General features: G+C 67.6%; 22 protein-coding genes. 6 read left to right on the top strand and 16 right to left on the bottom strand.

Annotated elements, in window-relative coordinates; all coding sequences use genetic code 11:
• Window positions 1-14 precede the first annotated feature (14 nt).
• From ACTIF2_RS16580 to ACTIF2_RS16595, 4 genes are all read right to left on the bottom strand, one after another.
• Complete coding sequence (locus tag ACTIF2_RS16580) at window positions 15-2,504, bottom strand: ligase-associated DNA damage response DEXH box helicase (RefSeq protein WP_439498193.1); 2,490 nt, start codon at window positions 2,502-2,504, stop codon at window positions 15-17.
• A 48-nt stretch (window positions 2,505-2,552) separates the two neighbouring features.
• Window positions 2,553-2,864, bottom strand: a complete 312-nt coding sequence (locus ACTIF2_RS16585; RefSeq protein WP_439498194.1) for a type II toxin-antitoxin system RelE/ParE family toxin — start codon at window positions 2,862-2,864, stop codon at window positions 2,553-2,555.
• Complete coding sequence (locus tag ACTIF2_RS16590) at window positions 2,864-3,118, bottom strand: type II toxin-antitoxin system ParD family antitoxin (protein ID WP_439498195.1); 255 nt, start codon at window positions 3,116-3,118, stop codon at window positions 2,864-2,866. The genes ACTIF2_RS16585 and ACTIF2_RS16590 overlap by 1 nt, the downstream gene beginning before the upstream one ends.
• A 65-nt stretch (window positions 3,119-3,183) precedes the next feature.
• A complete protein-coding gene (locus ACTIF2_RS16595; RefSeq protein ID WP_439498196.1) occupies window positions 3,184-4,143 on the bottom strand; it encodes a methyltransferase domain-containing protein in 960 nt (319 codons plus the stop codon).
• A 23-nt stretch (window positions 4,144-4,166) separates the two neighbouring features.
• Between ACTIF2_RS16595 and ACTIF2_RS16600 the strand changes: the two genes are divergently transcribed.
• Entirely contained in the window at window positions 4,167-5,255 is a 1,089-nt protein-coding gene (locus tag ACTIF2_RS16600) for a ligase-associated DNA damage response exonuclease (RefSeq protein WP_439498197.1), read from the top strand.
• On the top strand, window positions 5,252-6,883 hold the full coding sequence (locus ACTIF2_RS16605) for a cisplatin damage response ATP-dependent DNA ligase (protein WP_439498198.1): 1,632 nt from the start codon (window positions 5,252-5,254) through the stop codon (window positions 6,881-6,883). The genes ACTIF2_RS16600 and ACTIF2_RS16605 overlap by 4 nt, the downstream gene beginning before the upstream one ends.
• 179 nt (window positions 6,884-7,062) lie before the next feature.
• Here ACTIF2_RS16605 and ACTIF2_RS16610 read toward each other — a convergent pair whose 3' ends face one another.
• The 5 genes from ACTIF2_RS16610 to ACTIF2_RS16630 all read right to left on the bottom strand — a co-directional run bounded on the left by ACTIF2_RS16610 (window position 7,063) and on the right by ACTIF2_RS16630 (window position 10,561).
• Window positions 7,063-7,449 (bottom strand): hypothetical protein, encoded by a 387-nt coding sequence (locus ACTIF2_RS16610; protein WP_439498199.1) that lies wholly within the window; start codon window positions 7,447-7,449, stop codon window positions 7,063-7,065.
• Window positions 7,450-7,537: 88 nt separating this feature from the next.
• Window positions 7,538-7,897 carry a hypothetical protein gene (locus tag ACTIF2_RS16615; RefSeq protein WP_439498200.1) on the bottom strand — a complete coding sequence of 120 codons (360 nt, stop codon included), beginning with the start codon at window positions 7,895-7,897 and terminating at the stop codon, window positions 7,538-7,540.
• A complete protein-coding gene (locus ACTIF2_RS16620; RefSeq protein WP_439498201.1) occupies window positions 7,894-8,205 on the bottom strand; it encodes a hypothetical protein in 312 nt (103 codons plus the stop codon). The genes ACTIF2_RS16615 and ACTIF2_RS16620 overlap by 4 nt, the downstream gene beginning before the upstream one ends.
• Window positions 8,206-8,319: 114 nt before the next feature.
• Window positions 8,320-10,296 carry a sodium:solute symporter family protein gene (locus ACTIF2_RS16625; RefSeq protein ID WP_439498202.1) on the bottom strand — a complete coding sequence of 659 codons (1,977 nt, stop codon included), beginning with the start codon at window positions 10,294-10,296 and terminating at the stop codon, window positions 8,320-8,322.
• Between the two features lie 10 nt (window positions 10,297-10,306).
• Window positions 10,307-10,561, bottom strand: coding sequence for a DUF4212 domain-containing protein (locus tag ACTIF2_RS16630; protein ID WP_439498203.1), 255 nt, complete (start codon window positions 10,559-10,561; stop codon window positions 10,307-10,309).
• Between the two features lie 296 nt (window positions 10,562-10,857).
• On the opposite strand from ACTIF2_RS16630, the gene ACTIF2_RS16635 reads away from it, so the two are divergent.
• The gene (locus tag ACTIF2_RS16635; protein WP_439498204.1) at window positions 10,858-11,538 is read left to right on the top strand and encodes a response regulator; all 681 of its coding nucleotides are present in this window, start codon (window positions 10,858-10,860) and stop codon (window positions 11,536-11,538) included.
• Between the two features lie 84 nt (window positions 11,539-11,622).
• A complete protein-coding gene (locus tag ACTIF2_RS16640; protein ID WP_439498205.1) occupies window positions 11,623-11,892 on the top strand; it encodes a DUF6460 domain-containing protein in 270 nt (89 codons plus the stop codon).
• Between the two features lie 5 nt (window positions 11,893-11,897).
• Here ACTIF2_RS16640 and ACTIF2_RS16645 read toward each other — a convergent pair whose 3' ends face one another.
• The gene (locus ACTIF2_RS16645; RefSeq protein WP_439498206.1) at window positions 11,898-12,989 is read right to left on the bottom strand and encodes a quinone-dependent dihydroorotate dehydrogenase; all 1,092 of its coding nucleotides are present in this window, start codon (window positions 12,987-12,989) and stop codon (window positions 11,898-11,900) included.
• Window positions 12,986-13,330: a DUF952 domain-containing protein gene (locus tag ACTIF2_RS16650; protein ID WP_439498207.1), complete on the bottom strand. Its 345-nt coding sequence runs from the start codon at window positions 13,328-13,330 to the stop codon at window positions 12,986-12,988. The genes ACTIF2_RS16645 and ACTIF2_RS16650 overlap by 4 nt, the downstream gene beginning before the upstream one ends.
• 156 nt (window positions 13,331-13,486) lie before the next feature.
• Between ACTIF2_RS16650 and ACTIF2_RS16655 the strand changes: the two genes are divergently transcribed.
• Window positions 13,487-14,116: a S24 family peptidase gene (locus ACTIF2_RS16655; protein WP_439498208.1), complete on the top strand. Its 630-nt coding sequence runs from the start codon at window positions 13,487-13,489 to the stop codon at window positions 14,114-14,116.
• A 2-nt stretch (window positions 14,117-14,118) separates the two neighbouring features.
• Here ACTIF2_RS16655 and ACTIF2_RS16660 read toward each other — a convergent pair whose 3' ends face one another.
• From ACTIF2_RS16660 to ACTIF2_RS16680, 5 genes are all read right to left on the bottom strand, one after another.
• A complete protein-coding gene (locus tag ACTIF2_RS16660) occupies window positions 14,119-15,573 on the bottom strand; it encodes a sensor histidine kinase (RefSeq protein WP_439498209.1) in 1,455 nt (484 codons plus the stop codon).
• A 9-nt stretch (window positions 15,574-15,582) separates the two neighbouring features.
• Window positions 15,583-17,028, bottom strand: coding sequence for a dihydrolipoyl dehydrogenase family protein (locus tag ACTIF2_RS16665; RefSeq protein ID WP_439498210.1), 1,446 nt, complete (start codon window positions 17,026-17,028; stop codon window positions 15,583-15,585).
• Window positions 17,025-17,834 (bottom strand): TVP38/TMEM64 family protein, encoded by an 810-nt coding sequence (locus ACTIF2_RS16670; protein ID WP_439498211.1) that lies wholly within the window; start codon window positions 17,832-17,834, stop codon window positions 17,025-17,027. Before ACTIF2_RS16670 ends, ACTIF2_RS16665 begins: the two co-directional genes overlap by 4 nt.
• 108 nt (window positions 17,835-17,942) lie before the next feature.
• Entirely contained in the window at window positions 17,943-20,270 is a 2,328-nt protein-coding gene (locus ACTIF2_RS16675; RefSeq protein WP_439498212.1) for a putative bifunctional diguanylate cyclase/phosphodiesterase, read from the bottom strand.
• A 114-nt stretch (window positions 20,271-20,384) separates the two neighbouring features.
• Window positions 20,385-21,347 carry an enoyl-CoA hydratase-related protein gene (locus ACTIF2_RS16680; RefSeq protein WP_439498213.1) on the bottom strand — a complete coding sequence of 321 codons (963 nt, stop codon included), beginning with the start codon at window positions 21,345-21,347 and terminating at the stop codon, window positions 20,385-20,387.
• Window positions 21,348-21,983: 636 nt separating this feature from the next.
• On the opposite strand from ACTIF2_RS16680, the gene ACTIF2_RS16685 reads away from it, so the two are divergent.
• Window positions 21,984-22,148: a hypothetical protein gene (locus ACTIF2_RS16685; protein WP_439498214.1), complete on the top strand. Its 165-nt coding sequence runs from the start codon at window positions 21,984-21,986 to the stop codon at window positions 22,146-22,148.
• Window positions 22,149-22,156 lie beyond the last annotated feature (8 nt).

Below are 22,156 nucleotides of genomic sequence, written 5' to 3' on the forward strand. Positions count from 1 at the left end.
AGCTGCCAGCAGCGTCACGCCATCGCCTCTTCGAGCATCATCGCCTCGGCCTCTGCCAGGATCTCATCGGCTGCCTCGCCATGTACCGCCTCGCGCCCGATCTCGAGCATCACCGAGACGCTGAGCGGCGAAACATGATCGAGCGGCTGATGCACGATTCGGCCGCTGATTCGTGTCAGCATTTGAGCCAGCCGCCCGATATCGAGCAAGCCCGTCGCCGCATCCGCCCGTGCGGCTTTCAGCAGCACGTGGTCCGGCTCGTGCCGGCGCAGCACGTCATAGACGAGGTCGCTCGACATCGTCACCTGCCGGCCGCTCTTCTCCTGGCCGGGGAAGCGCCGCTCGATCAGCCCGCCGATCACGGCGCAGGCGCGGAAGGTGCGCTTCATCAGGGCCGATTCCGCCAGCCATTCCTCGAGATCGTCGCCGAGCATGTCCTGCGCGAAGAGCTCGTCGAGCGAGAGCGCGCCGCGCGCGATCGCGGCCGACATGTCGCCCAGCGTCCAGACCGCGATGCCGTAATCGTTGCAGACGAAGCCGAGCGGCCGCATGCGGGCCCGTTCCAGGCGCCGCGTCAGCAGCATGCCCAAGGTCTGATGCGCGAGGCGTCCCTCGAACGGATAGGCGACCAGGTAGAAGCGCCCGCTTCGCGGAAAAGTCTCGATCAGCAGCTCGCCGGGCTTGGGCAGGCGCGAGCGCAGCCTTTGCGCGTGCAGCCAGGCAGAGACCTCGTCCGGCAGCTTCTCCCATTCCTTGGGGGAGGCCAGCATCGCGCGGACCCTTGCCGCGAGGAAGGTCGAGAGCGGGAACTTGCCGCCGGCATAGGACGGGATCTTGGGATCGGTGCCGGGCGCGGCTCGCGAGCAGACGACTTCGTTCTCGACGATGCCCTCCAATCTCAGGACCTCGCCGGCGAAGACGAAGGTGTCGCCCGGTGTCATCGTCTCGGCGAAATATTCCTCGATCTCGCCGAGCATCCGGCCGCCGCGCGTCAGCATGCCGGGCTGGCCGGGGCGCCCCATGCGCAACCGCCCCAGCCTGACCTTGAGCATGGTCGACTCGACGATGGTGCCGACATTCATGCGGTATTGCTGGATCACGCGCGGGTTGCTGGCGCGGTAGAGCCCGTCCTTGCCGCGCCTCAGCTTGGCGAAGCGCTCATAGCTGCGCAGCGCATAGCCGCCGGTCGCGACGAAGTTCACCGTGGCGTCGAAATCGGCGCGGGCGAGCCCGGCATAGGGCGAGGCAGTGCGGATCTCCTCATAGAGCGCGTCGGGCTCGAACCCGTTCGAGCAGGCGACGCCGAGCACATGCTGGGCCAGCACGTCGAGCGCGCCGGTCCGCGGTTCCGGCGTGTCCTGTGCTGCCTCCGCGACCGCCTCGAGCGCGGCGCGGCATTCGAGCAGCTCGAAGCGGTTGGAGGGGACGAGCAGCGCCTGCGAGGGTTCGTCCATGCGGTGGTTCGAGCGACCGATGCGCTGCATCAGCCGGCTCGCGCCCTTGGGCGCACCGATATTGACGACGAGATCGACATCGCCCCAATCGATGCCGAGATCGAGCGTCGAGGTGCAGACCACGGCCTTGAGCTTGCCGGCGGCCATCGCCGCCTCGACCTTGCGGCGCTGCTGCGCGTCGAGCGAGCCGTGATGCAGCGCGATCGGCAGGTTGTCGTCATTGATGCTCCACAGGCCCTGGAACATGAACTCGGCCTGCATGCGCGTGTTGACGAAGACGAGCGTCAGGCGGTGGTCGAGGATCGCATTGTAGACGTCGCGGATGGCATGGCCGGTCGTGTGGCCGGCGAGCGGGATGCGGCTGGCGGTGTGCATGATGCCGATGCGCGCGCTCGCGCCGCCCTTGACCGTGACGAGCCCGGCCGGCGTCCCGGTGCCGCCGAGATAGCGCTGCAGATCGGCCGGCTCGCGCACGGTGGCCGAAAGCCCAACGGCGCTGAGCCGAGGGGCGAGGCCGCGCAGGCGGGCGAGATCGAGCGCCAGCAGGTCGCCGCGCTTCGAGGTCACCAGCGCATGCAGCTCGTCGAGCACGACGCGGCGCAGATTGGCGAAGAACGGTTTCGCGTCGCGATGCGAGACCAAGAGCGCGAGCTGTTCCGGCGTGGTCAGCAGGATGTCAGGCGGTCGCTCGATCTGGCGCGTGCGCTTGGCGGCGGAGGTGTCGCCGGTACGGGTCTCGATCTTGATCGGCAGCGCCATCTCGGCGATCGGCGTCTCGAGATTGCGCGCGATGTCGACGGCGAGCGCCTTCAGCGGCGAGATATAGAGCGTGTGCAGGCCTTCGCGCGCGGAGCCATTCTCGGTCAGCTCGACCAGCGAGGGCAGGAAGCCGGCCAGCGTCTTGCCGGCGCCGGTGGGCGCGACCAGCAGGGTCGAGCGCCCGGCGCGCGCTTCTTCGAGCAGGGCGAGCTGATGCGGCCGCGCGCTCCAGCCGCGGCTGGCGAACCAGGTCGAGAAGCGTTGCGGAAGGAGGGGGGCGGGCGCGTCCATGCTGAACAAAGATAGAACGGCTTGGCCCGGGAGGGAATGGCCGTGCCGTCAGGCCTGATCCTCGTCGAACCGCGCAGCGACATCACGATGGCGTTCGAGGATCCGCACGATCTCGACCGTATCGTTGAGATAGCGGAAGAAGATCACATAGCCCTTGAAAGCGAAGCTGCGCATGTCGGAGCGCAGTTCTGGCCTCGGTCGGCCGATCAGGCCGGGAAGCCGGGCCAATTGCTTGCATTGTTCCTGCAGAGACCCGGCAAAAAACTCCGCAACCTGTCGGTTGCCGCTGCTCCTGCGGATGAAACGCGCGATGGCGACAAGATCGCGCCTGACAGCATCGCCATAGCGCAATTCGCGCATCAGGGCTTCACGGCGTCGGCGGCATCCTCTTGGTCGAGTGCGGCTTCGATGGCAGCCGCGACCTCCTCATCGGTGTGCGAGCCGCCTTCTTCGATCGCGGCGTTCAGCGTATCCCGCAGCGCCCGGAGTTTCGCCTCGCGCTCCTCGACGAGCCGCAGACCTTCGCGCACCACCTCACTGGCCGAGCCATAGCGGCCGGTTTCGACAGCGGAGGCGACGAACTCCTCCCAGCGTCGGCCGATCGAGACATTCATGTCCGGTTCCTCTCTGGGAGGAGAATAACATAATATGCGCAAAAATGGCTATTGCAGCGAGCGCGTCAATTCCGCTCTGCCACCACCAGAAGCCCCGGCACCGGCCTGTCCCGGTCCTGCCGCGTGCTGGCCTCCTCGATCCGGACCGGCAGCAGCCGGGTCTCGCTCAGCTTTTGCCTGAGCCAGAGCTCGGCATGGGCGAAGCGCCGGTCCTCGCCGACGATCACGCCGCTGCCGTCATGGCTCTGCACGGTGAAGGCGAGAAGCCCGCTGCGCTTGAGCACGCGCGCGCTCTGCGCGAAGGCCGGGGTGAGGTCGCCGAGATAGACGAAGACATCGGCCGCGATGACGAGGTCCGCCGAATGGTCCGGCCGGCTCGCCAGGAAGCTGGCGAGGCCCGCGACGGCGAGCTTGTCATAGAGCGGCCGGCCATCTCCTTGCGTCTTGGCGCGCGCCTTCTCGACCATGCGCGGCGAGAGATCGCAGCCGGCGAGGAAGCCGGTCTCGGCGCGGATCGCTTCGCCCATCAGTCCGGTGCCGCAGCCGAGATCATGGACCATGTCGAAATGGAACGGCCGTTCGATCTGCTGGCAGGCGCGCGCGAGGGCCGCCTTGAGGAGCGCGGGCGCGCGGTATTGCAGCGCCTCGATCAGGTGGCTGTCGAAGCGCTCGGCATAGTCGTCGAACAGGGTGCCCGAAAAATTCTCGGAGGCGGCGTCCTCGGCCGGCATCGCACCGATCCGCGCGAGGTCGAGCCTGGCGCCGAAATGATCGGCCGGGTCGAGCTCCAGGCATTGCCGCCAGGCGGTGGCGGCGTCCTCGTTGTGCCCGAGCGCCTCCTGGGCGAGGCCGAACAGATGCCAGGCCGCGGTGAACCCGTAGGCCTCGCTCAGCGTTTGGTCGAGGATCTCGATCGCGGCCTGGGCATCGCCGTCTTTCAGCGCCGCTTCCGCCCAGGCATAGCGCCGGTCGAGCCTGGGGTCGCCCGAGCCGGTGGAATGCACGCTGCTGCCCTTTTCGATCATGGTGGCGGGTTTATCTGAGGAGGATGACACTGGCCAGACAGAGCAGCCCGCAGAGTTGGCGCCCCTCGCAGCTGCTGATCCCGACGCCCGCCGGCCTCTTTTGTCCGCCGGCCGATATCCATATCGACCCGGTGCGGCCGGTGGCGCGCGCGCTGATCACCCATGGCCATTCCGACCATGCCCGCGCCGGCCATGGCGCGGTCCTGGCGACGCGCGAGACCCTGGCGATCATGGCATTGCGCTATGGCGAGGGTTTCACCGGCACGCGGCAGGAGGCGGTGCCGGGCGAGGTCACGCGCATCGGTCCGGTCGATTTCCGCTTCGTGCCGGCGGGACATGTGCTCGGCTCGGCCCAGATCGTGGTGGAGTCGAAGGGGCTGCGCATCGTCGTCTCGGGCGACTACAAGCGCGAGCGCGATCCGACCTGCGCCGGTTTCGAGCCGGTGCCCTGCGACGTCTTCATCACCGAGGCGACCTTCGGCCTGCCGGTCTTCCGGCATCCGCCGGCCGCGGCCGAGGTCGCCAAGCTGCTCGAATCGGTCAGGCTTTTCCCGGAGCGGACGCATATCGTCGGCGCCTATTCGCTCGGCAAGGCGCAGCGCGTCATGGCTCTGATCCGCGAGGCCGGCTACGAGCGGCCGATCCATATCCATGGCGCGGTGGCCACGCTGACCGAGTTTTACGAGGCGGAGGGCGTGCCTCTCGGCGAGATCCGTCTCGTCTCGGCCGGCGAGCGCAAGGCGCTGGGCGGCGAGATCGTGATCTGCCCGCCGAGCGCCATCCAGGACCTCTGGGCCCGCAAATTCCCCGATCCGGTCACCGCTTTCGCCTCGGGCTGGATGCGGGTCAGGGCCCGCGCCCGCCAGAAGGGCATCGAGCTGCCGCTGATCATCTCCGACCATGCCGATTGGGACGATCTCCAGGCGACGATCCGCGAGACCGGGGCCGGCGAGATCTGGGTCACCCATGGCGAGGCCGAGGCGCTGGTGCATTGGTGCGGCACGGTCGGCCTGAAGGCCAAGCCACTGCATCTCGTCGGCTATGGCGACGAAGGCGAGGCGGAGCCTGATGCGGCGCCGGCCGAGGCCGCGCCAAGCGAGGCCGCGCCATGAACCGCTTCGCCTGGCTGCTCGACCGCCTCGCCTATGAGCCGCGGCGCAACGCCAAGCTGGCGCTGATCGCCGACTACCTGCGCACCACGCCCGATCCCGATCGCGGCTATGCGCTGGCGGCGATGACGGGCGGGCTCGTCTTTCAGAATGCCAAGGCGGGGCTGATCCGGGCGCTGATCGCCGAGCGCACCGACCCGGTCCTGTTCGCGCTCTCCTACGACTATGTCGGCGACCTCTCCGAGACGGTCGCACTGATGTGGCCGGCCGCCCATGGCGCCAATGACGTGCCGCATCTGCCGGACGTCGTTGAAGGCCTGCGCCATTCGGGCAAGACAGAGCTCCCCCGCCTCATCGCCTCCTGGCTCGACGCGCTCGACGAGACCGGCCGCTGGGCGCTTCTCAAGCTGATCACCGGCGCGTTGCGGATCGGCGTCTCGGCCCGCCTCGCCAAGACGGCTGCCGCGAGCCTGGGCGGCGTCGCGCCCGACGAGGTCGAGCAGGTCTGGCATGGGCTGGAGCCGCCCTATGAAAGCCTGTTCGCCTGGCTGGAGGGCAGGGCGCCGCGGCCGGAAGAGACCGATCCGGCGCCGTTCCGCCCGGTCATGCTCTCGCATGCGATCGAGGACAGCGATTTCGACAAGCTCGACCCCGCCGCCTTCCAGGCCGAGTGGAAATGGGACGGCATCCGCGTCCAGGCCGCCAGCGGCACCAGGCCCGACGGCACGCGCGTCACCCGGCTCTATTCGCGCACCGGCGAGGATATCGGCGCCTCCTTCCCCGACATCGTCGAGGCGCTGGTGCTGGACGGCGCCATCGACGGCGAATTGCTGGTGCGGCGCGAGGAGGCGGTGCAGAGCTTCAACACCTTGCAGCAGCGCCTCAACCGCAAGAGCGTCACGGCGAAGATGCTGGTCGAATACCCGGCCCATATCCGCGCCTATGACCTGCTCGTCGACGGCGAAGAGGATATCCGCGAGCTGCCGCTGACCGAGCGCCGCAAGCGGCTGGAGGCTTTTGTCGCGCGGCTGGCGAGCCCCGTGGTCGATCTCTCGCCGCCGATCCCCTTCGCCGATTGGGAGGCCCTGACCGCGGCTCGCGCTGATCCCGCCTCGGCCGGCGCGGGCGCCGATGCTGACGCGGTCGAGGGCTGCATGATCAAGCGGCTCGATTCGCCCTATTTGCCCGGCCGGCCGAAGGGCTACTGGTATAAGTGGAAGCGCGATGCGCGGCTGGTCGACTGCGTGCTGATGTATGCCCAGCGCGGCCACGGCAAGCGCTCCTCCTTCTATTCCGACTTCACCTTCGGGGTCTGGCGCGCCTCGCCCGAGGGTGACGAGCTGGTGCCGGTCGGCAAGGCCTATTTCGGCTTCACCGACGAGGAACTGCTCGAGCTCGACCGCTTCGTTCGCCGCAATACGCTGAACCGCTTCGGCCCGGTGCGCGAGGTCACGCATGAGGCCGATAGCGGGCTCGTGCTGGAGATCGCCTTCGAGGGGCTGCAGCGCTCGACGCGGCATAAATCCGGGCTCGCCATGCGCTTTCCCCGCATCAGCCGCATCCGCTGGGACAAGCCGCCGCGCGAGGCCGACCGGATCGAGGCGCTGGAGGCGCTGCTGCCGCGGAGCTGAGCGTCCGTTTTACCTCCAGCCCTCATCCTGAGGAGCCGCGAGGCGGCGTCTCGAAGGATGCTCCAGATCTCTCCGGAGCCTCCTGAACCATCCTTCGAGACGCCATTCCTCCGGAATGGCTCCTCAGGATGAGGGCTCAGAGAGTTGTCAAAGCAAATTCCGAGAGGGGCTCGTCCTGGTCAGCCATGGCCACCCGCCGCGATCAGGAAGGCGCTGGTCAGCAGCACGGCGGCCGCAGCCGCGTGATAGGCGGCGAAGCGCAGGAAGGCCGCGCGCCTGGCGCCTGCCAGCATGTCCTGCGCGATCGGAGCGGGCGGCCGCTCGGCCTCGTCCAGCATCAGCCAGAGTTCGGTTCGCTTGAACGGCCTGGCCGCGGCCTGCTGCGCGAGCAGCAGGAGCACGGCCGTGACGAGCAAGGCGCAATAGCCGCCTGCCTTCAGGGTCGCCGCGAGATTGGCGGAGAGTCCGACCATCAGGCACAGGATGGCAAGGCCCGAGAAGCCACAGGCGCGCGCCGTCGAGATCTCGGCGAGAAGGCGCAGACGCTGGTCCGGATCCTGGCTCATCGGCTTTCCGGCGCTCCGCTACGCAGGATGCCCCAGCTCCGTTTGGCCTCGAAATCACCCTTCCGCGATCAGCGTGCCGATCGTCCCGTCAGCGTGCCATGCCGATGAAGACGGGGATGGCGAGCACCAGCAGCCCCGCCAACCAGATGCCAAGCGAGGCGGCGTCGCTCTGCTGGCGTCCGGTCATGCGTTCGAAGATCGCGGCCGGGACGCCGGCAAGGATGAGGCACGAGACCGAGACCAGGAGCGAGGTGAAATAGAACAGCAGCAGCGGCGAGGAGATGAAGAAGGTCGGCGCCAGCAGGAACTTCACGATGATGAACGCCGGGTCGAAGAAGGGCGAGAAATGCATGCCCGACAGCAGCGAGGCGCCGGCGATGCCGATGAGGAGACCGTCCTGCCGGACCAGCTTTTCGCGGTCGTCGGATTTTTCGTGGTTGTGGCTCATGGCGCGGCTCCCGTGATTGTGGGCAGGAGCCCGAGCGAACGGATCAGGAAATAGAACGCCACCCGCGCGACCAGCAGCCAGACCACCGCGAAGACGTTGAGCAGCGGCGGCGGCACGATCGCGGGCGTGACCAGCCGCGCCGTGGCGAGGATCGGGTCGGTGATCTGCTTGAAGACCCGCCAGACGACCTTGTCGCTGTCGGGCTGGAACATCAGCGAGAGGATATAGCGGCCGAGCAGCGTGTAGATCATCGCCGCCAGAAGGATGTTGGGCAGATGGAACAGCCAGAAACCGGCTTCTTGAGCCACGCGCGATACTCCGAAGTCGGATGATGTCGGGAGGGATTATGCGGAAAGGCGGGCGAATGACGAGGGGGCGGAACGAATCGTCCCGCCCCCAGGCATGTTCGCTGTCGGGCCAGTCTAGCTGGTCTTCTCTTCCATGATCGTGCCGCCGCGCGGACGCCGGCAGGAATCGACGAAGTCCTGCAGCTCCTTCGACGGCGCCGCGGTCATCCGCGACACCACGAACATCACCAGGAACCCCGCCGGCAGGCCGAAGATCGCGGAGGAGATGTTGTTGATGTTGAACCAGCCGACCTTCGAGGCCAGCGCGTGCGTCCCGCCGACCCAGGTCTCCATGGCGCCCGGAGCCGCCATCGCCTGGGTGAGATTGACCAGCGGCGCGTTATTGATCGGATTGAGCAGCGAGCTCATCCCGAAATAGGCGACGCCGTGGCCGGGGAAGTACCGCGTGACGACGAGGTAGAACAGGCAGAGGCCGAAGCCCGCGATGATGCCTGCGATGGCGCCGGCGCGGTTGGTCCGCTTGTCCCAGATGCCGAGCACCAGCGCCGGGAACAGGCCTGCCGCCGCCAGCGAGAAGGCCCAGGAGACCATCGCCAGGATGTCGGCCGGCCGCTTGGAGGCGGTCCAGGCCGCCGCCACCGCGACGACCACCAGCAGAACGCGCGAGACGACCAGTCGCCGCGCCGTCGGCGCCTTCGGATCGATCATCTTGTAGTAGATGTCGTGCGAGAGCGCGTTGGCGATGGCGAGCAGCAGCCCGTCGGCGGTCGAGAGCGCGGCGGCCAGGCCACCGGCGGCGACGAGGCCGGCGATGACATAGGGCATGCCGGCGATCTCCGGCGTCGACAGCACGACGACGTCGGTGTTGATGCCGAAATCCTGCAGGCGCAGCACGCCGGTATTGCCGGCCAGACCCTGGCAGGCGGCGGTGATGGTCGCGACGCTGTCGGCGGCCTTGCCGCAGATCGTGACCAGGCCGAGCTTGCCATAGGTGAAGACCCAGGCCGGCATGTCGGCGACGTTCTTTCCGATCAGGGTCGAGTAGACCTCGAGCTTCGAGAAGGCCGCATAGGCCGGCGCGGTGAAGTAGAGCAGGAAGATGAACAGCAGCGACCAGGCCACCGACATCCGCGCATCACGCACCGAAGGCGTGGTGAAGTAGCGCATCAGGATATGCGGCAGCGAAGCCGTGCCGACCATCAGGCACAGGATCAGGGCGAAATAGTTCGCCGGGCTGTAGGAGGTGAAGGCGGCGGTGTGCAGCTTCTGCGTCGCGGGCGCGAGCCCGTTCTGGATGAAGCTCTGCTCGAGCTGGGCGATCTGCTCCAGCGCCGCGCCATAGGTCAGCTGCGGGATCGGCAGCCCGAATTTCTGCGCCGACAGGATGATGACCGGAACCAGATAGGCGACGATCAGTACGATATATTGCGCGACCTGCGTCCAGGTGACGGCGCGCATGCCGCCGAGCATGGAGCAGACCAGGATGCCGAGCAGGCCGACATAGACGGCGACGACGAAATCCATGCCGAGGAAGCGCTGGGCGATCAGGCCGGTCGCGAAGATCTGCGCCACCACATAGGTGAAGGAACAGGCGATCAGCACCATCACGCCGAGCATGCGCGCGGTGTTGCCGCCATAGCGCGCGGCCAGGAAGTCGGGAACCGTATAGGCGCCGAACTTGCGCAGGAACGGCGCGACCAGGACCGCGACGAGCACATAGCCGCCGGTCCAGCCAAGCACGAAGGCCAGGCCGTCATAGCCGAGCAGGAAGAGCGAGCCCGCCATGCCGACGAAGGAGGCGCCGGACATCCAGTCGGCGCCCGTCGCCATGCCGTTGTAGAAGGCCGGGACGCGGCGGCCGGCGACGTAATATTCGGAGACCTGGACGGTGCGCGAGACGATGCCGATGAAGGCATAGACCAGGATGGTGAAGCCGACGAACATGTAGCCGAGGATCTGGTTCGGCACGCCGGCCTTCTCCAGAATCGCGACCAGAATCACGAAGGCGGCGAAGCCGCCGGTATAGATGCTGTAGATGCGGCCGAGATTGGAGGTGAAGTCGCCTCCACCCGCTTGAGCTTGCGTTGTCATGATGGCCCCCTCAATCGTCTTCGGCGACGCCGGCTTCACGGTCGATCTTGTCCTGCGCTTTCGCGAACCAGAACAGCATCGCCACGAAGACGATCAAGGAACCTTGCGCCGCCATGTAGAAACCGAGCGGGAATCCAAAGATCTTGATTCCGTTCAACGGCGTGACGAAGGCGTGGATCACGTAACCAAAGAAGAACCACAGCGCCATCATGATCATCATCAGGCGGCTGGTCTTTTTCCAATGCTCGTCCTGTTCTGCATTCATCGGTCGTTTCTCCCTCGCTTGCGCGTTATGATTGTTGCTTATCTCCTGGCCGTCAGAAAGTTCAGCGATAGGAATCAGCCTTGTTGTTCAACGGCCTAACGACAGGTTAGGCGACGAACGAGAATGAAAGAATGTAAACTTAAGACGTAGTTCCTTCGCAGCATGCGAGAATTCGTTGCATTGCAAAAAGACCGGTCGTGGTTCAGAGCGTCCCGGACCCGTCTTGCGATGCCGCGCTTGAGATCATGGCCGCGCATGGGGCAGGATGAGATGCGGGCCGTCGAGGGGATTTCAGCATGAACCGGCAACCATCCACGCGCATCGTGATCGCGGATGATCACCCGCTCTTTCGCGGCGCCCTGCGCCAGGCCGTGTCGCATGCGCTCGCCGGCGCGGAGGTCAGCGAGGTCGGCTCGCTCGAGGCGCTGACCAAGGCGCTCGCCGAGGATGGCGATGCCGATCTCGTCCTGCTCGACCTGACCATGCCGGGCGTGCAGGGGTTCTCCGGGCTGATGTTCCTGCGCGCCGATCATCCCGAGGTGCCGGTCATCGTCGTCTCGGCCAATGACGATCCGACCGTGATCCGCCGCTGCATCGAGTTCGGCGCGCTGGGTTTCCTGCCCAAGACCGCCGAGGTCGAGCAGATGGGCGAGGCGATCCGCGCCGTTCTGGACGGCAGCGTCTGGACGCCGCCGGGCGTCGACCTCTCCGCCCCGGTCGATGTCGAGACCGCGGACATGGTGCGCCGCCTGTCGACGCTGACCCCGCAGCAGGTCAGGGTCCTGATGATGCTGTCGGAGGGGCTTCTCAACAAGCAGATCGCCTATGAGCTCGGCGTTTCCGAGGCGACGGTGAAGGCCCATGTCTCGGCCATCCTGACCAAGCTGAATGTCGACAGCCGCACGCAGGCCGTGATCGCGGCCTCGAAGATCGCCGGCACGGCATGGGCCACGACCGGCGCCTCGGCCACGATCTGAACAGCTCTGCTGACAACCGCCCGCCGTTCAGGTGCGGTTCAAGCGTCTTATGGCCCGTTTCGTTCCTTCGGAGGATACCCGGCAATGGCCAATGGCAATCTCGAACGCTTCATGGGCGGCTCGCTTCTCAGCGTTCTGGTTCGGCTGATCTTCATCTCGCTGCTGGTCGGGGCCGCCATGGCCTTTCTCGGCCTGTCGCCGCGCGGGCTGTTCGACGCGGCGGCGCGCTTCCTGCGCTCGCTGGGCGATCTCGGCTTCGGCGCCGTGCGCGAGGTCGGCCAATGGGTGATCGCCGGCGCGCTGGTCGTGATCCCGCTCTGGCTGCTCTCGCGCCTCTTCGCCTCGCGGCGCTGAGTTCGTCAGAGCGTCTCGCCGCGTGCGATGGTCTCGGCGTCGCGGCCGGTGAGCAGGCCGATCCGCTCGACGCCCGCCTGGCGGGCTTCCTGCGCGAGCCCCGCCTTGATCTCGCCGACCAGGCCCGGCCCCTTGAAGACCAGCGCCGAATAGAGCTGGACCAGGCTGGCGCCGGCCCGGATCTTGGCGAAGGCTGCGGCGGCCGAATCGACGCCGCCGACGCCGACCAGCGGAAACTGTCCCTCGACGCGCCGGAAGGTCTCGGCCAGCAGGCGCGTCGATGGCGCGAAGAGCGGCCGGCCGGAGAGCCCGCCGGTTTCCCGCCGGGCGTCACCGCGCAGGCTGTCGGGCCGTGCGATCGTGGTGTTCGAAACGACCATGCCGTCGATGCCGCGCTTGCGCGCCACCGCGACCATGCCGTCGAGCTCGGGCAGCGTCAGGTCCGGCGCGATCTTGAGCAGGACCGGTGTCGGCCGGTTCGCGCTTTGCGCGGCTTCGTCGCGCGCCGCGAGCGCGCGGGCGATCAGGTCGTCGAGCGCCGATTCGGCCTGGAGGTCGCGCAGGCCGGGCGTGTTCGGCGAGGAGACGTTCACGGTCAGGAAATCGGCGAGCGGCGCGAGGTGCCGGGCCAGGATCGCATAGTCAGCCGCGCGATCGGCCGAGTCCTTGTTGGCGCCGAGATTGACCCCGACGAGGCCGCCGCGCCTGCGCCGCGCCTTGAGCCTCGCCGCGACCGCCTCCATGCCTTCGCTGTTGAGCCCGTAGCGATTGATCACTGCCTCGTCCTCGGGCAGCCGGAAGACGCGCGGGCGCGGATTGCCGGGCTGGGCCAGCGGCGTCACGCCGCCGACCTCGACGAAGCCGAAGCCGAGGCCGAGCGCGCCGTCTACGGCTTGCGCATGCTTGTCGAAGCCCGCGGCGAGGCCGACCGGATTGGGGAAGGCGAGGCCAAAGGCCTCCGTGGCGAGGACCGGATCGTCAGGCCCGGGCCGCAAAGCCGGCGTTGCCGCGAGCGCCGCGATCGTCAGGCGATGCGCGGTTTCGGCGTCGAGCCTGTGGATCAGCGGCCGGGCGAGGGAAAACAGGCTGCCGATCACGCGATATCCTCCGGGAAGACGTGGTGGCCGCTGGCATCCAGGGGCAGCTTTGCGATCCAGCGTACGGTCCCGGGATCGAGCGGCGCGTAGAGGTGAGGGAACAGGGCCCCGCCGCGCGAGGCTTCGTAACGCAGGGCAGGCCCGAGCGTCGCATCGTCGACCGCGATCAGCAGCAGGTCGCGCTGGCCGGCAAAATGCTTGGCCACCGTCTCGCGAAGCTGCCCGGCGCTTGAGAAATGGATATAGCCGTCGGCGAGGTCCACCGGGGCGCCCGAAAAGCGTCCCGCCGCCTCGGCGTCGCGCCAGAGCCCCTCGGGGCAGATCTTGTAGATGAGCGGCAAGGCGGGCCCCGTCGGTTCGGCGTCGCACACGCCATAGCGGCGCTGCTTGTGCGGGGCAAATGACCGTTGTCCCGGCCGCAAAAATCAGATTGAATTCTTATCGGATAGGGGATATTTCCTATTCTTATCCCCGCTTTCCGGACCAGGGCCTCTCCGATGCTGTCCCATGATCAGATCTGGAGCGCGATCGATGCGCTGGCCCAGCGTTATGGCTTCACGCCATCGGGGCTCGCGCGCCGGGCGGGGCTCGACGCCACCACCTTCAACCGCTCCAAGCGTGTCGGGTCGGACGGGCGCGAGCGCTGGCCTTCGACCGAATCGATCGCCAAGATCCTGGCCGCGACGGGCGCGTCCCTCGACGAGTTCATGAGCGTGGTGATGCGCCGCGGCTCGGCGCCGGCACGGACCATCCCGCTGATCGGCTTTGCCCAGGCGGGCTCGGGCGGCTTCTTCGACGATGGCGGCTTTCCGGCCGGGACGGGCTGGGACGAGGTCGCCTTCCCCGGGGTCGCGGATGAAAAGGCCTATGCGCTCGAGATCGCCGGCGATTCGATGCTGCCGCTCTACCGCGACGGCGACACCATCATCGTCTCGCCGACGGCGGCCGTCAGGCGCGGGGACCGGGTCGTGGTCAAGACGATCGAGGGCGAGGTGCTGGCCAAGCAGCTCAAGCGCGAGACCGCCAAGACGGTCGAGCTCGCCTCGCTCAACCCGGAGCATCCGGACCGCGTCCTGGCGCTCTCGGACATCGCCTTCATGGCGCGGGTGATCTGGGCGAGCCAGTAGCGTCAGACCGCCTGCCGCACAGGCAACGCCACCTTGAACACGGCTCCGGTCCGCGAGGGCTCGAGCGTGATCGTGCCGCCGTGGAGTCTAACGAGTTCGGCCGCGATGGCGAGGCCAAGCCCGGTGCCGCCGGGATTGACCGAGCCGCGGAAGGCCTGGAACAGATTGGCCTTTGCCCGCTCCGGCACGCCCGGCCCGTTATCGGCGACGCGCAGGACGACCTCGTGGCCCTCATCCGCGGCACTGACGGTCAGGACCGGATGGCGGCCGGGCTCGGCGCCGGCCTGGGTCAGCGCCTCCATCGCGTTGCGCATCAGATTGAGCAGGACCCGCGCCATCTGGTCGGGATCGCAGGGCAGGGTGAGCTCGGCCGGCACCTCGTTGGCGAAGCTCACGGCCGTGTTCTCGACGAGGCCGAGCAATTCGCCCGATTCGGCCACGAGCTGGCGCAGCGCCACGTCCTTGAGCGCCGGCGTGGCCTCGGCCGCGCGGCCATAGGCGAGCGTCGCCTGGCAGAAGGTGATGGCGCGGTCGAGCGTCGCGATCAGGCGCGGCGCGAAGCGGCGGATCTTCGGGTCGCGCGTCTCGGTCAGCCGGTCCGACATCAGTTGCGCGGCGGCCAGCATGTTGCGCAGGTCGTGATTGATCTTGCTGACCGCCAAGCCGAGCTCGGCGAGATGCTTCTTGGTGCGCAGCTCGTCCGCCAGCGTCATCTGCATGCGCGCCAGCGCCCGTTCGGCCTCGCCGATCTCGTCGGCACGCTGCGTCGGCGCGATGATCCGGCGCGGATTCTCCGGATCGATCTCGAACTCCATGACATTGGCAGCGAGCTGGCGGATCGGGCCGACGATGAGCCAGTTCAGGGTGAGATAGACCAGCACGGCCGTCAGCCCCGAGATCACCAGCGAGAGCAGCAGGATATTGGCCGAGAAGACCAGCATCGCGCGCCGCAACGGTTTCTCGTCGATCACCAGCTCGACGAAATCGGCGCCGCCGACGGCGTTGCCGATGACGCGGATCGGCAGGTCATGCGCCGGCTTCACAAGCACCCTGACCGCCTCGGTGATGGCGCTGACCCAGTTCAGCTCGCGCAGGTCCACGGTGTTGGCGACCTCGGGGGGCATGCCCGCATCCAGGCTGAGCAGGCGCCGCGCCCCGCCGACGCGGGCCGCGATGGCGCGCGCGCCGACGCCCATCAGCAGCCGGTTCTCGCTGCCTTCGGGCAAGCCTTCCGCGGGCGCGCCCTCGAGGACCAGCGCTGCGACCTGCGCCGCGGCGAGCCGGTCGTTGAGCCAGTTGCGCCGGAAATTGGCGACCGAAGGCAGATAGATCAGCACTTCGGCCAGCATCACGAAGAGCACGGTCAGCATCAGGAGCTTTGCCGAGAGGCCGAGCCGCGTCAGGCCCCGAGGCACGCTGACCGATAGTGAATGCGTATCGAGCTTGGGCTCCTGCATGCGATGAGCTTACCCGAATCGGCGCAGGAAGCCGATGAGCCGGCGAAGGCCCGGCTTGGCCGCGAGCGGAGCGTAGAAGGAGACCGCCGCGCGCTTCGAGACTTCCGAGAAGGTCGGGTAGGGGAAGACCAGCCCGGCCATGTCCTTCACGCTCATGCCTTTCTGTATGGCCATGCACCAGGGAACGATCAACTCGCCGGCGCGCGCGCCCACGATCGTGACGCCGAGGATGCGTCCCTTGCGGTTCGTGACGAGCTTGAGGAAACCTTCGGTCTGCCGTTCGGCCTGCGCCCGGTCGTTCTCCGCATAGGGCCAGCGCTGGATCCGGATCTCGCCGGCCGTTTGGCGTGCCTGGTCCTCCGAGAGTCCGACGGCGGCGAGCTCGGGAGCGCCATAGGTCACGCGCGGGATGGCTGTCATCTCGGCTTTCACCGGCAGGCGAAACAGCGCGTTCCGGACGACGAGGCCGGCATGGTAGTTCGCGACATGAGTGAATTGCAGGCCGCCCGCCGCGCCGCTGGCGCAATCGCCGATGGCGTAGATACGGCGGTTGGCCGTACGCAGGCCCCTGTTGACGATCACGCCCTTGGCGTCGCTGGCGACGCCGGCCAGTTCGAGATCGAGCTCCTCGATATTCGGCTTGCGCCCGGTCGCCAGGAGCAGATGGCTGCCTTCGATCACTGTTTCGGAGCCGTTCTCGCCGGCCGCGACCAGGCGCACGCGGCTGCGTGATTTTTCCACGCGCAGGACCCGCATCCCCTCGTGGATCGTGATGCCCTCGCGCAGCAGGGCGCGCCGCATGATCGCCGCTGCCTCCGCGTCCTCGCGCGAGAGCAGGCTCTCGGCCTCGACGATCGTCACGGCGCTGCCGAGCCGCTGCATGGCCTGGGCGAGCTCGACGCCGATCGGCCCGCCGCCGAGCACGATCAGCCGCTCGGGCCGGCGGGTGAGGCTGAAAATCGTCTCGTTGGTCAGGAAGGGGACATTCTCCAGCCCCGGGATCGGCGGCGCGGCCGGCCGCGAGCCGGTGGCGATGACGAAGCGTCGCGCCTTGATCACTCGATCGCCGACCAGCACGGTGTTGCGGTCGCGGAACCGCGCCTCGCCCTTGATCACGGTCGCGCCCAGGGCCGTGAAACGCTCGACCGAATCGTTCGGAGCGATCGCGGCGATGACCCCGGCGACATGGTCGTGAACCTGCGCGAAATCGACCTGCGGCTCGCCTGCCGCGATGCCGAAGCGGCCGGAGCCGCGAGCCGCCTGCGCCCGTTCCGCGGCGGCGAGCAGCGCCTTGGAGGGAACGCAGCCGACATTCAGGCAATCGCCGCCCATCCTGTCGCGCTCGATCAGCACGACGGGCACGCCGAACAGCGCCGCCGCCGCCGCGACCGAGAGCCCGCCCGAGCCGGCTCCGATCACGCAGATATCGGGGGTCAGCGGCGAGCCTGCAGTCACGTCTTGCCTCCCTGGCCGGTCTTGCGACGCTTGCTGATGCGTCGCCAGGCTATCGGAATCAAGGCCACCAGGCCCAGAAGCGCCAGCGCGATCAGCAATTCGGGGGTCAGGACCGCCGTGAGATCGAATCTCTTGGCGCAATCGCTGCGGCCCGCGGCCTTGCAGGCATAGAGCGCGCTCTTCTGCGCGGCGACGACCGAATCGAGCCCGGCTCCCGCGACCGAGAAGGCGAAGGTGCCGGGGATGATGCCGATGAAGGTCGTCCAGGCGAAGACCTTGAGGGGAATGTCTCCTAGCGCCGCGGCGAGGTTGACGAGCCAGAACGGAAACGCCGGCACCAGCCTGAGAAAGAGCAGGTAGGACACGGCGTCGTCCCTGAAGCCGCCGAGGATCTTGCTCAGCGCCGGCCCGGCCCGCCGCTGCAAGGTTTCTCCAAAGGCCGAGCGCGCCGCCAGGAAGACGATGATCGCGCCGAGCGTCGCCGCGACGACCGTGACGGCGCCGCCGAGGATGCCGCCGAACAGGAAGCCGCCGAGCAGGGTCAGCAGCGCCGCCCCCGGCACGGAGAGCGCGACCGAGGCGGCATAGCCCAGCGTATAGAGTGCGAGCGCGGTGATCTGGTCGGCCGCGACGAGTTGCTTCAGCTCGTCGCGCTTCTTCACCGCGTCGTCAATATTGATGTAGTGGTGGAGCCCGCCGGCATAGGCGGCGGCCATGGCGGCCAGCAGGATCGCGAGCGGCAGGAAGCGTCGCCAGGCCGGCCGATCCTGCGCCGCCGCGTCGGCAGGCCGCCTCGGCTCGGTCATCTCGCGCGTCCCCTTGTCCCCGACTGGGATCTGACGGTTGTCTAGACGATGCGGGGCGCAAGCGCATCGCAAGGTCACCACCTCGTGAGCGCCTGCGATCCGGCAGGGTCAGGCGACGTTGCGCCCCTTGTCGGGCGAGAAGCTGGAGACCGGCTCGGGCTTGCCGAAGAAATAGCCCTGCGCCCGGTGCGCGCCGAGCAGTTGCACGGCGATGCGCTGCTGCTCGGTCTCGATCCCCTCGACCACGACATTCATCGAAAGCCGGCGGGCGAGCTGGCAGACGGCCTCGATGATCGCCTTCGAGGCTTCGTTGGCATGCACGTCGCGGGTGAAGCTCTGGTCGATCTTCACCTGGGCGAACGGGTAGGTCGAGAGATAGCCGAGCGAGGAATAGCCGGTGCCGAAATCGTCGAGCGCGAATTTGACGCCGAGCGCGCGCAGGTCGTGGATGACCGAGAGCGTGCCCTTGTTGTCCTCGATCAGCAGCGATTCCGTGACCTCCAGCGTCAGGCGCTGCGAGCCGAGGCCGGAGGTGATGAGCGCGTCCTTGACCGTCTCGACGATGCGGCGCGGCTCGCGGAACTGGAGCGGCGAGATATTGACCGAGACGCCGATCTCGCTCGGCCAGGCCGCCGCATCCTTGCAGGCCTGCCGGATCGCCCAGTCGCCCATGGCGGCGATCAGCCCGGATTGCTCGGCGATCGGGATGAAGACGCCGGGCGGCACCATGCCCCGGGTCGGGTGGCGCCAGCGCATCAGCGCCTCGCGGGTGACGATCTCCTGCGTCTTCAGATCGATGATCGGCTGGTAGTAGAGCTCCAGCGTCCGGTCCTCGCAGGCCTTGCGCAGGTCGATCTCGATCTCGTGCCGGTCGAGCATCTCCTCGGCCATGGTCGGATTGAAGAAGGTGAGCGTGTTCCGCCCCGCCGCCTTCGCCTTGTAGAGCGCCGTATCGGCATGGCGCAGCAGGTCGGCCGGGTTGGCGGCGTCGTGCGGCGCCATCGCGATGCCGACGCTGGCGGTGACATAGACCGTCTTGGTGTCGATCTGGAAAGCCCGCGCCATCGCGTCGATCATGCGCTGGGCGATGGTGGTGACGATGGCGTGGTTCGCCGAGGGCAGGATCAGGACAAACTCGTCGCCGCCGAAGCGCGCCAGCAGGTCGCCGCCGCGGATGGCGCCGCGCAGCCTGCTCGCCGTCTCGGCCAGGACGCGGTCGCCGATATCGTGCCCGAGGCTGTCATTGACCTGCTTGAAGCCGTCGAGATCGACATAGAGCAGCGCGAAGGCCTCGCCGGTCCGCTCCAGCTTGCGGAAGGCCCCTGCCAACTGGGTGTTGAACTCGAAGCGGTTGGCGAGCCCGGTCAATTCGTCGAAGCGGGCCATCCGCTCGATCCGGGCCTCCGTCGCCTTTCGCTCGGTCGCGTCCTCGGTCAGCATCAGCACGCCGCCCTCGGCGGCCGGCGCGATGGTGACGACGAGCAGGCGGCCGCCGCGGGTCTGGAGCTCGCGGCTCACGGCCAGCTGCGACTGCTGCACCTCGCCGAGCGCGCCCCTCACGTCGCGGACCTGGTCGGCGCCGATGACCTGCCGCTCGATCAGGAAGCGCGCGATCGCCGTCAGCGGCGTCCCGGGCAGGGCGAGCGTGTCGGGAATGCCGTAGAGCGTGCGGTGGGGCGTGTTGCAGACCGCGAGCTTCAGGCTGCGGTCATACATGGCGAGGCCGTGGATCATCGTGTTCAGGGCCGCATCGAGCGTCAGGTTCTGCGAATGCAGCGCCGAGGCCAGACCCTTCGACTGCTTGGTCGCTTCGCTCAGCGCGAGCAGGTTGCGATGCAGCGAATTGGTGATCGCGATGTTCGCGGCCACATACAGGAACGCGAAATAGCCGATGTAATGGTAATAGACGTTGTTGGCCTGGACCAGGCCGATGGCCATCGGCACGCAGAAGGTCAGGAGCTGCACCGCCACGAATTTCGGCCGGCCGGCATTGCGGGAGACGTAGCCTGACGCCAGCGCGATGGTCGAGGCGACCGAGGTGATATGCGCCGCCGGATCGTCGGTTTGCGTCAGCGCGATATAGCAGCTGTAGCCGAGCACGGCGCTGAACACCGTCGCGCCGAGGAAATACTCGCGGTCCCAGCGCCGCGTCTCGGCGAAGCTGTCATCGGAATGGTCGCGCCTGCGATAGGTGACGACGGTCATGAACCTGAGCACGACGACCAGCGTCACCAGCAGCGTCAGGGTCAGGAAAATGCTGGCATCGGTCGCGACCCAGCACAGAAAGGGCGTCAGGATGCCGGCGATTCCGCCGGGAATGATCGATCCGGGCGACGAGAACAGCGAGCTGACGAGCAAGCGATAGCCCGGCAGGTCGAACTCCTCGCGGACTTCGCCCGGTCTGCCGTTCAGAAGCCCTTTGAAAGCACCCGCCATCCATTCCCGCCCTGCGAAGGCCTCAGGCGCGGGAAGGCGTGTCGTTCGCCCGAGTCCGCGCCGGTTAAACCCTTAGGCGGAACAGGTAAATGTTTCGTGAGCCGGGTAGCGCGGTCAGAGGGCCTTCGCGCTTTGCAACGCAGGGTTGGAAGGGCGCTGGTAGACCCGCGCCAGCATCCGGTCCTGGGTCTGGGCGATGCGCTGCAGTTTCGAGATGGCGCTGGGGTTGAGGCGGAGCATGCAGTCGGTCCAGATCTGGCCGAGATGCTCGAGCTCGTCCCGCAGGTCGCCGGCGCGGCGGTTGAAGGCCGAGAACAGCGCGGTCCTGGCCGCGTGAGTCGGCAGGGAATCGCTGGCATATTTGCGGATCCAGTCCTCGCCGGTCCCGGTCGGAACCACCGCCTCGAGCCCGCCGGCCTCCATGAATGCGGCGGCGCTCATCTCCTCGCCGGAGAGCAGCATGCGCTCGGCGGCGCGCGGCCCCATCCGGCGCGACAGGACCGCGACCGCGGTGATCGGGAAATGGTTGAACTTGATCTCGGGGTAGACGAATGACGCCTGCTCCTCGGCGATCATGATGTTGCACGAGCGCGGCGCGTCGATGCCGCCGCCGATCGCCTTGGCGTGGATGGTCGAGAGCGTGATCACCAGGCCGTTGAGCCCGCTCGCGTTCCACACCGCGCCCTCGATCGAGAGCCGGGCATATTCGGCCAGTGCGGCGCGGTCGTTCTTGGCCAGGCAGTCGAGATAGAAGTCGAGATCGCCGCCGAGCGTGAAGAACGGCCCGGTTCCGCGGAAGGCGAGGAAGCGCACCGGTGCGCCGTGATACTGGTCCGGCGCCCCCCAGAGCGCGTGGATCGCCTTCTGGATCTTGCCGAGGCTGTCGAGCAGCTGAAGCGTGAAGACCGGCTTCAGCTCCGGCTTGATCGTCACCCACAGCGTCTTGATCTCGGCCTCATAGGCCAGCTGCACCTCGGGCAGGAACCCGGCCTTGTGGCGCAGCGCGTCGATGACCTCGCAGCATTCCAACGGCGCCGCGGGAGTGGACTGGGTGTGTGAAGTGAAGGCCTGGAGCATGCCGCAAATCCCGTCGTGTCACACCGTGGAACGCCCGCACAGGGTAGGCGAAGTTAATGAACTGTAAACGCCAACCCATCGAAATGGTTAATTTCATTAAGTTTTGTCGCTGCTACCTTGGTTGACAGCGTGGCGCTGCTGGCTCCCGCTCATATCCCAGGCAAGAAACGCCCAGGGCATGCGGCGGTGCGAGCCTCCGGCGAATTGCAAGCCCTGTGCCCGCGGGGATGGCTGGTTCAGGCGGGGTGCGAATCGGGCCGGGAATGGTTCGCTCGCGTCCAAAAACGCGATATCGGCCGGGATTTTCGCGCAGCAGGCGAAGTCGTCCCGGTCCGGTGATTTGGGCTTTGCTTTGGAGCGGCCAGCGCTGCCGCCCCAACGCGGCACAATTTCGTCCCGGCGCGGAGACGACGGCGAGGATCGTGATATATTTTGACGGAGGCCGATTTCGCGCGGCACGCCAGGCGAAATCGCAGGCCGGGGCGGCGTCGCGCGCAAGACGCTCCGGAGCCGTGGCCGGCGATTGTCGCGCGCGGAAAACTTGTTCAAGCCGTCGCGTGACGCTAACCACGCTGATCATGCGCCGCTATTTCGCCGCGATCCGAGCGTTGAACCGCCCATTGCCGAGTTGATGCCTTGAGCCGCCAACCAACCGCAGATGACGAGAAGAGGGCGCGCCTCGCCGCCGCCCTGCGCGAGAACCTGAAACGCCGCAAGGCGCAGGCGCGCGCTCGCCGGGCGGACGAGGCGGACGGGCAGGAACCGGCACCGCCAGCCCAGGCCGACACTCCCCGGTCCTGACCCCACCT

Origin of the sequence: Allobosea sp. (assembly GCF_051860145.1) — a bacterium.
Taxonomy (GTDB): domain Bacteria; phylum Pseudomonadota; class Alphaproteobacteria; order Rhizobiales; family Beijerinckiaceae; genus Allobosea.

Bases quoted from the DNA above. Each gene is read 5' to 3' on its own strand.
- ACTIF2_RS16600 (WP_439498197.1), top strand. From the start codon at position 4,167: ATGACACTGGCCAGACAGAGCAGCCCGCAGAGTTGGCGCCCCTCGCAG.
- ACTIF2_RS16635 (WP_439498204.1), top strand. From the start codon at position 10,858: ATGAACCGGCAACCATCCACGCGCATCGTGATCGCGGATGATCACCCG.
- ACTIF2_RS16655 (WP_439498208.1), top strand. From the start codon at position 13,487: ATGCTGTCCCATGATCAGATCTGGAGCGCGATCGATGCGCTGGCCCAG.
- ACTIF2_RS16590 (WP_439498195.1), bottom strand. From the start codon at position 3,118: ATGAATGTCTCGATCGGCCGACGCTGGGAGGAGTTCGTCGCCTCCGCT.
- ACTIF2_RS16660 (WP_439498209.1), bottom strand. From the start codon at position 15,573: ATGCAGGAGCCCAAGCTCGATACGCATTCACTATCGGTCAGCGTGCCT.
- ACTIF2_RS16625 (WP_439498202.1), bottom strand. From the start codon at position 10,296: ATGACAACGCAAGCTCAAGCGGGTGGAGGCGACTTCACCTCCAATCTC.
- ACTIF2_RS16680 (WP_439498213.1), bottom strand. From the start codon at position 21,347: ATGCTCCAGGCCTTCACTTCACACACCCAGTCCACTCCCGCGGCGCCG.
- ACTIF2_RS16630 (WP_439498203.1), bottom strand. From the start codon at position 10,561: ATGAATGCAGAACAGGACGAGCATTGGAAAAAGACCAGCCGCCTGATG.
- ACTIF2_RS16605 (WP_439498198.1), top strand. From the start codon at position 5,252: ATGAACCGCTTCGCCTGGCTGCTCGACCGCCTCGCCTATGAGCCGCGG.
- ACTIF2_RS16670 (WP_439498211.1), bottom strand. From the start codon at position 17,834: ATGACCGAGCCGAGGCGGCCTGCCGACGCGGCGGCGCAGGATCGGCCG.
- ACTIF2_RS16675 (WP_439498212.1), bottom strand. From the start codon at position 20,270: ATGGCGGGTGCTTTCAAAGGGCTTCTGAACGGCAGACCGGGCGAAGTC.
- ACTIF2_RS16615 (WP_439498200.1), bottom strand. From the start codon at position 7,897: ATGAGCCACAACCACGAAAAATCCGACGACCGCGAAAAGCTGGTCCGG.
- ACTIF2_RS16585 (WP_439498194.1), bottom strand. From the start codon at position 2,864: ATGCGCGAATTGCGCTATGGCGATGCTGTCAGGCGCGATCTTGTCGCC.
- ACTIF2_RS16595 (WP_439498196.1), bottom strand. From the start codon at position 4,143: ATGATCGAAAAGGGCAGCAGCGTGCATTCCACCGGCTCGGGCGACCCC.
- ACTIF2_RS16640 (WP_439498205.1), top strand. From the start codon at position 11,623: ATGGCCAATGGCAATCTCGAACGCTTCATGGGCGGCTCGCTTCTCAGC.
- ACTIF2_RS16580 (WP_439498193.1), bottom strand. From the start codon at position 2,504: ATGGACGCGCCCGCCCCCCTCCTTCCGCAACGCTTCTCGACCTGGTTC.
- ACTIF2_RS16610 (WP_439498199.1), bottom strand. From the start codon at position 7,449: ATGAGCCAGGATCCGGACCAGCGTCTGCGCCTTCTCGCCGAGATCTCG.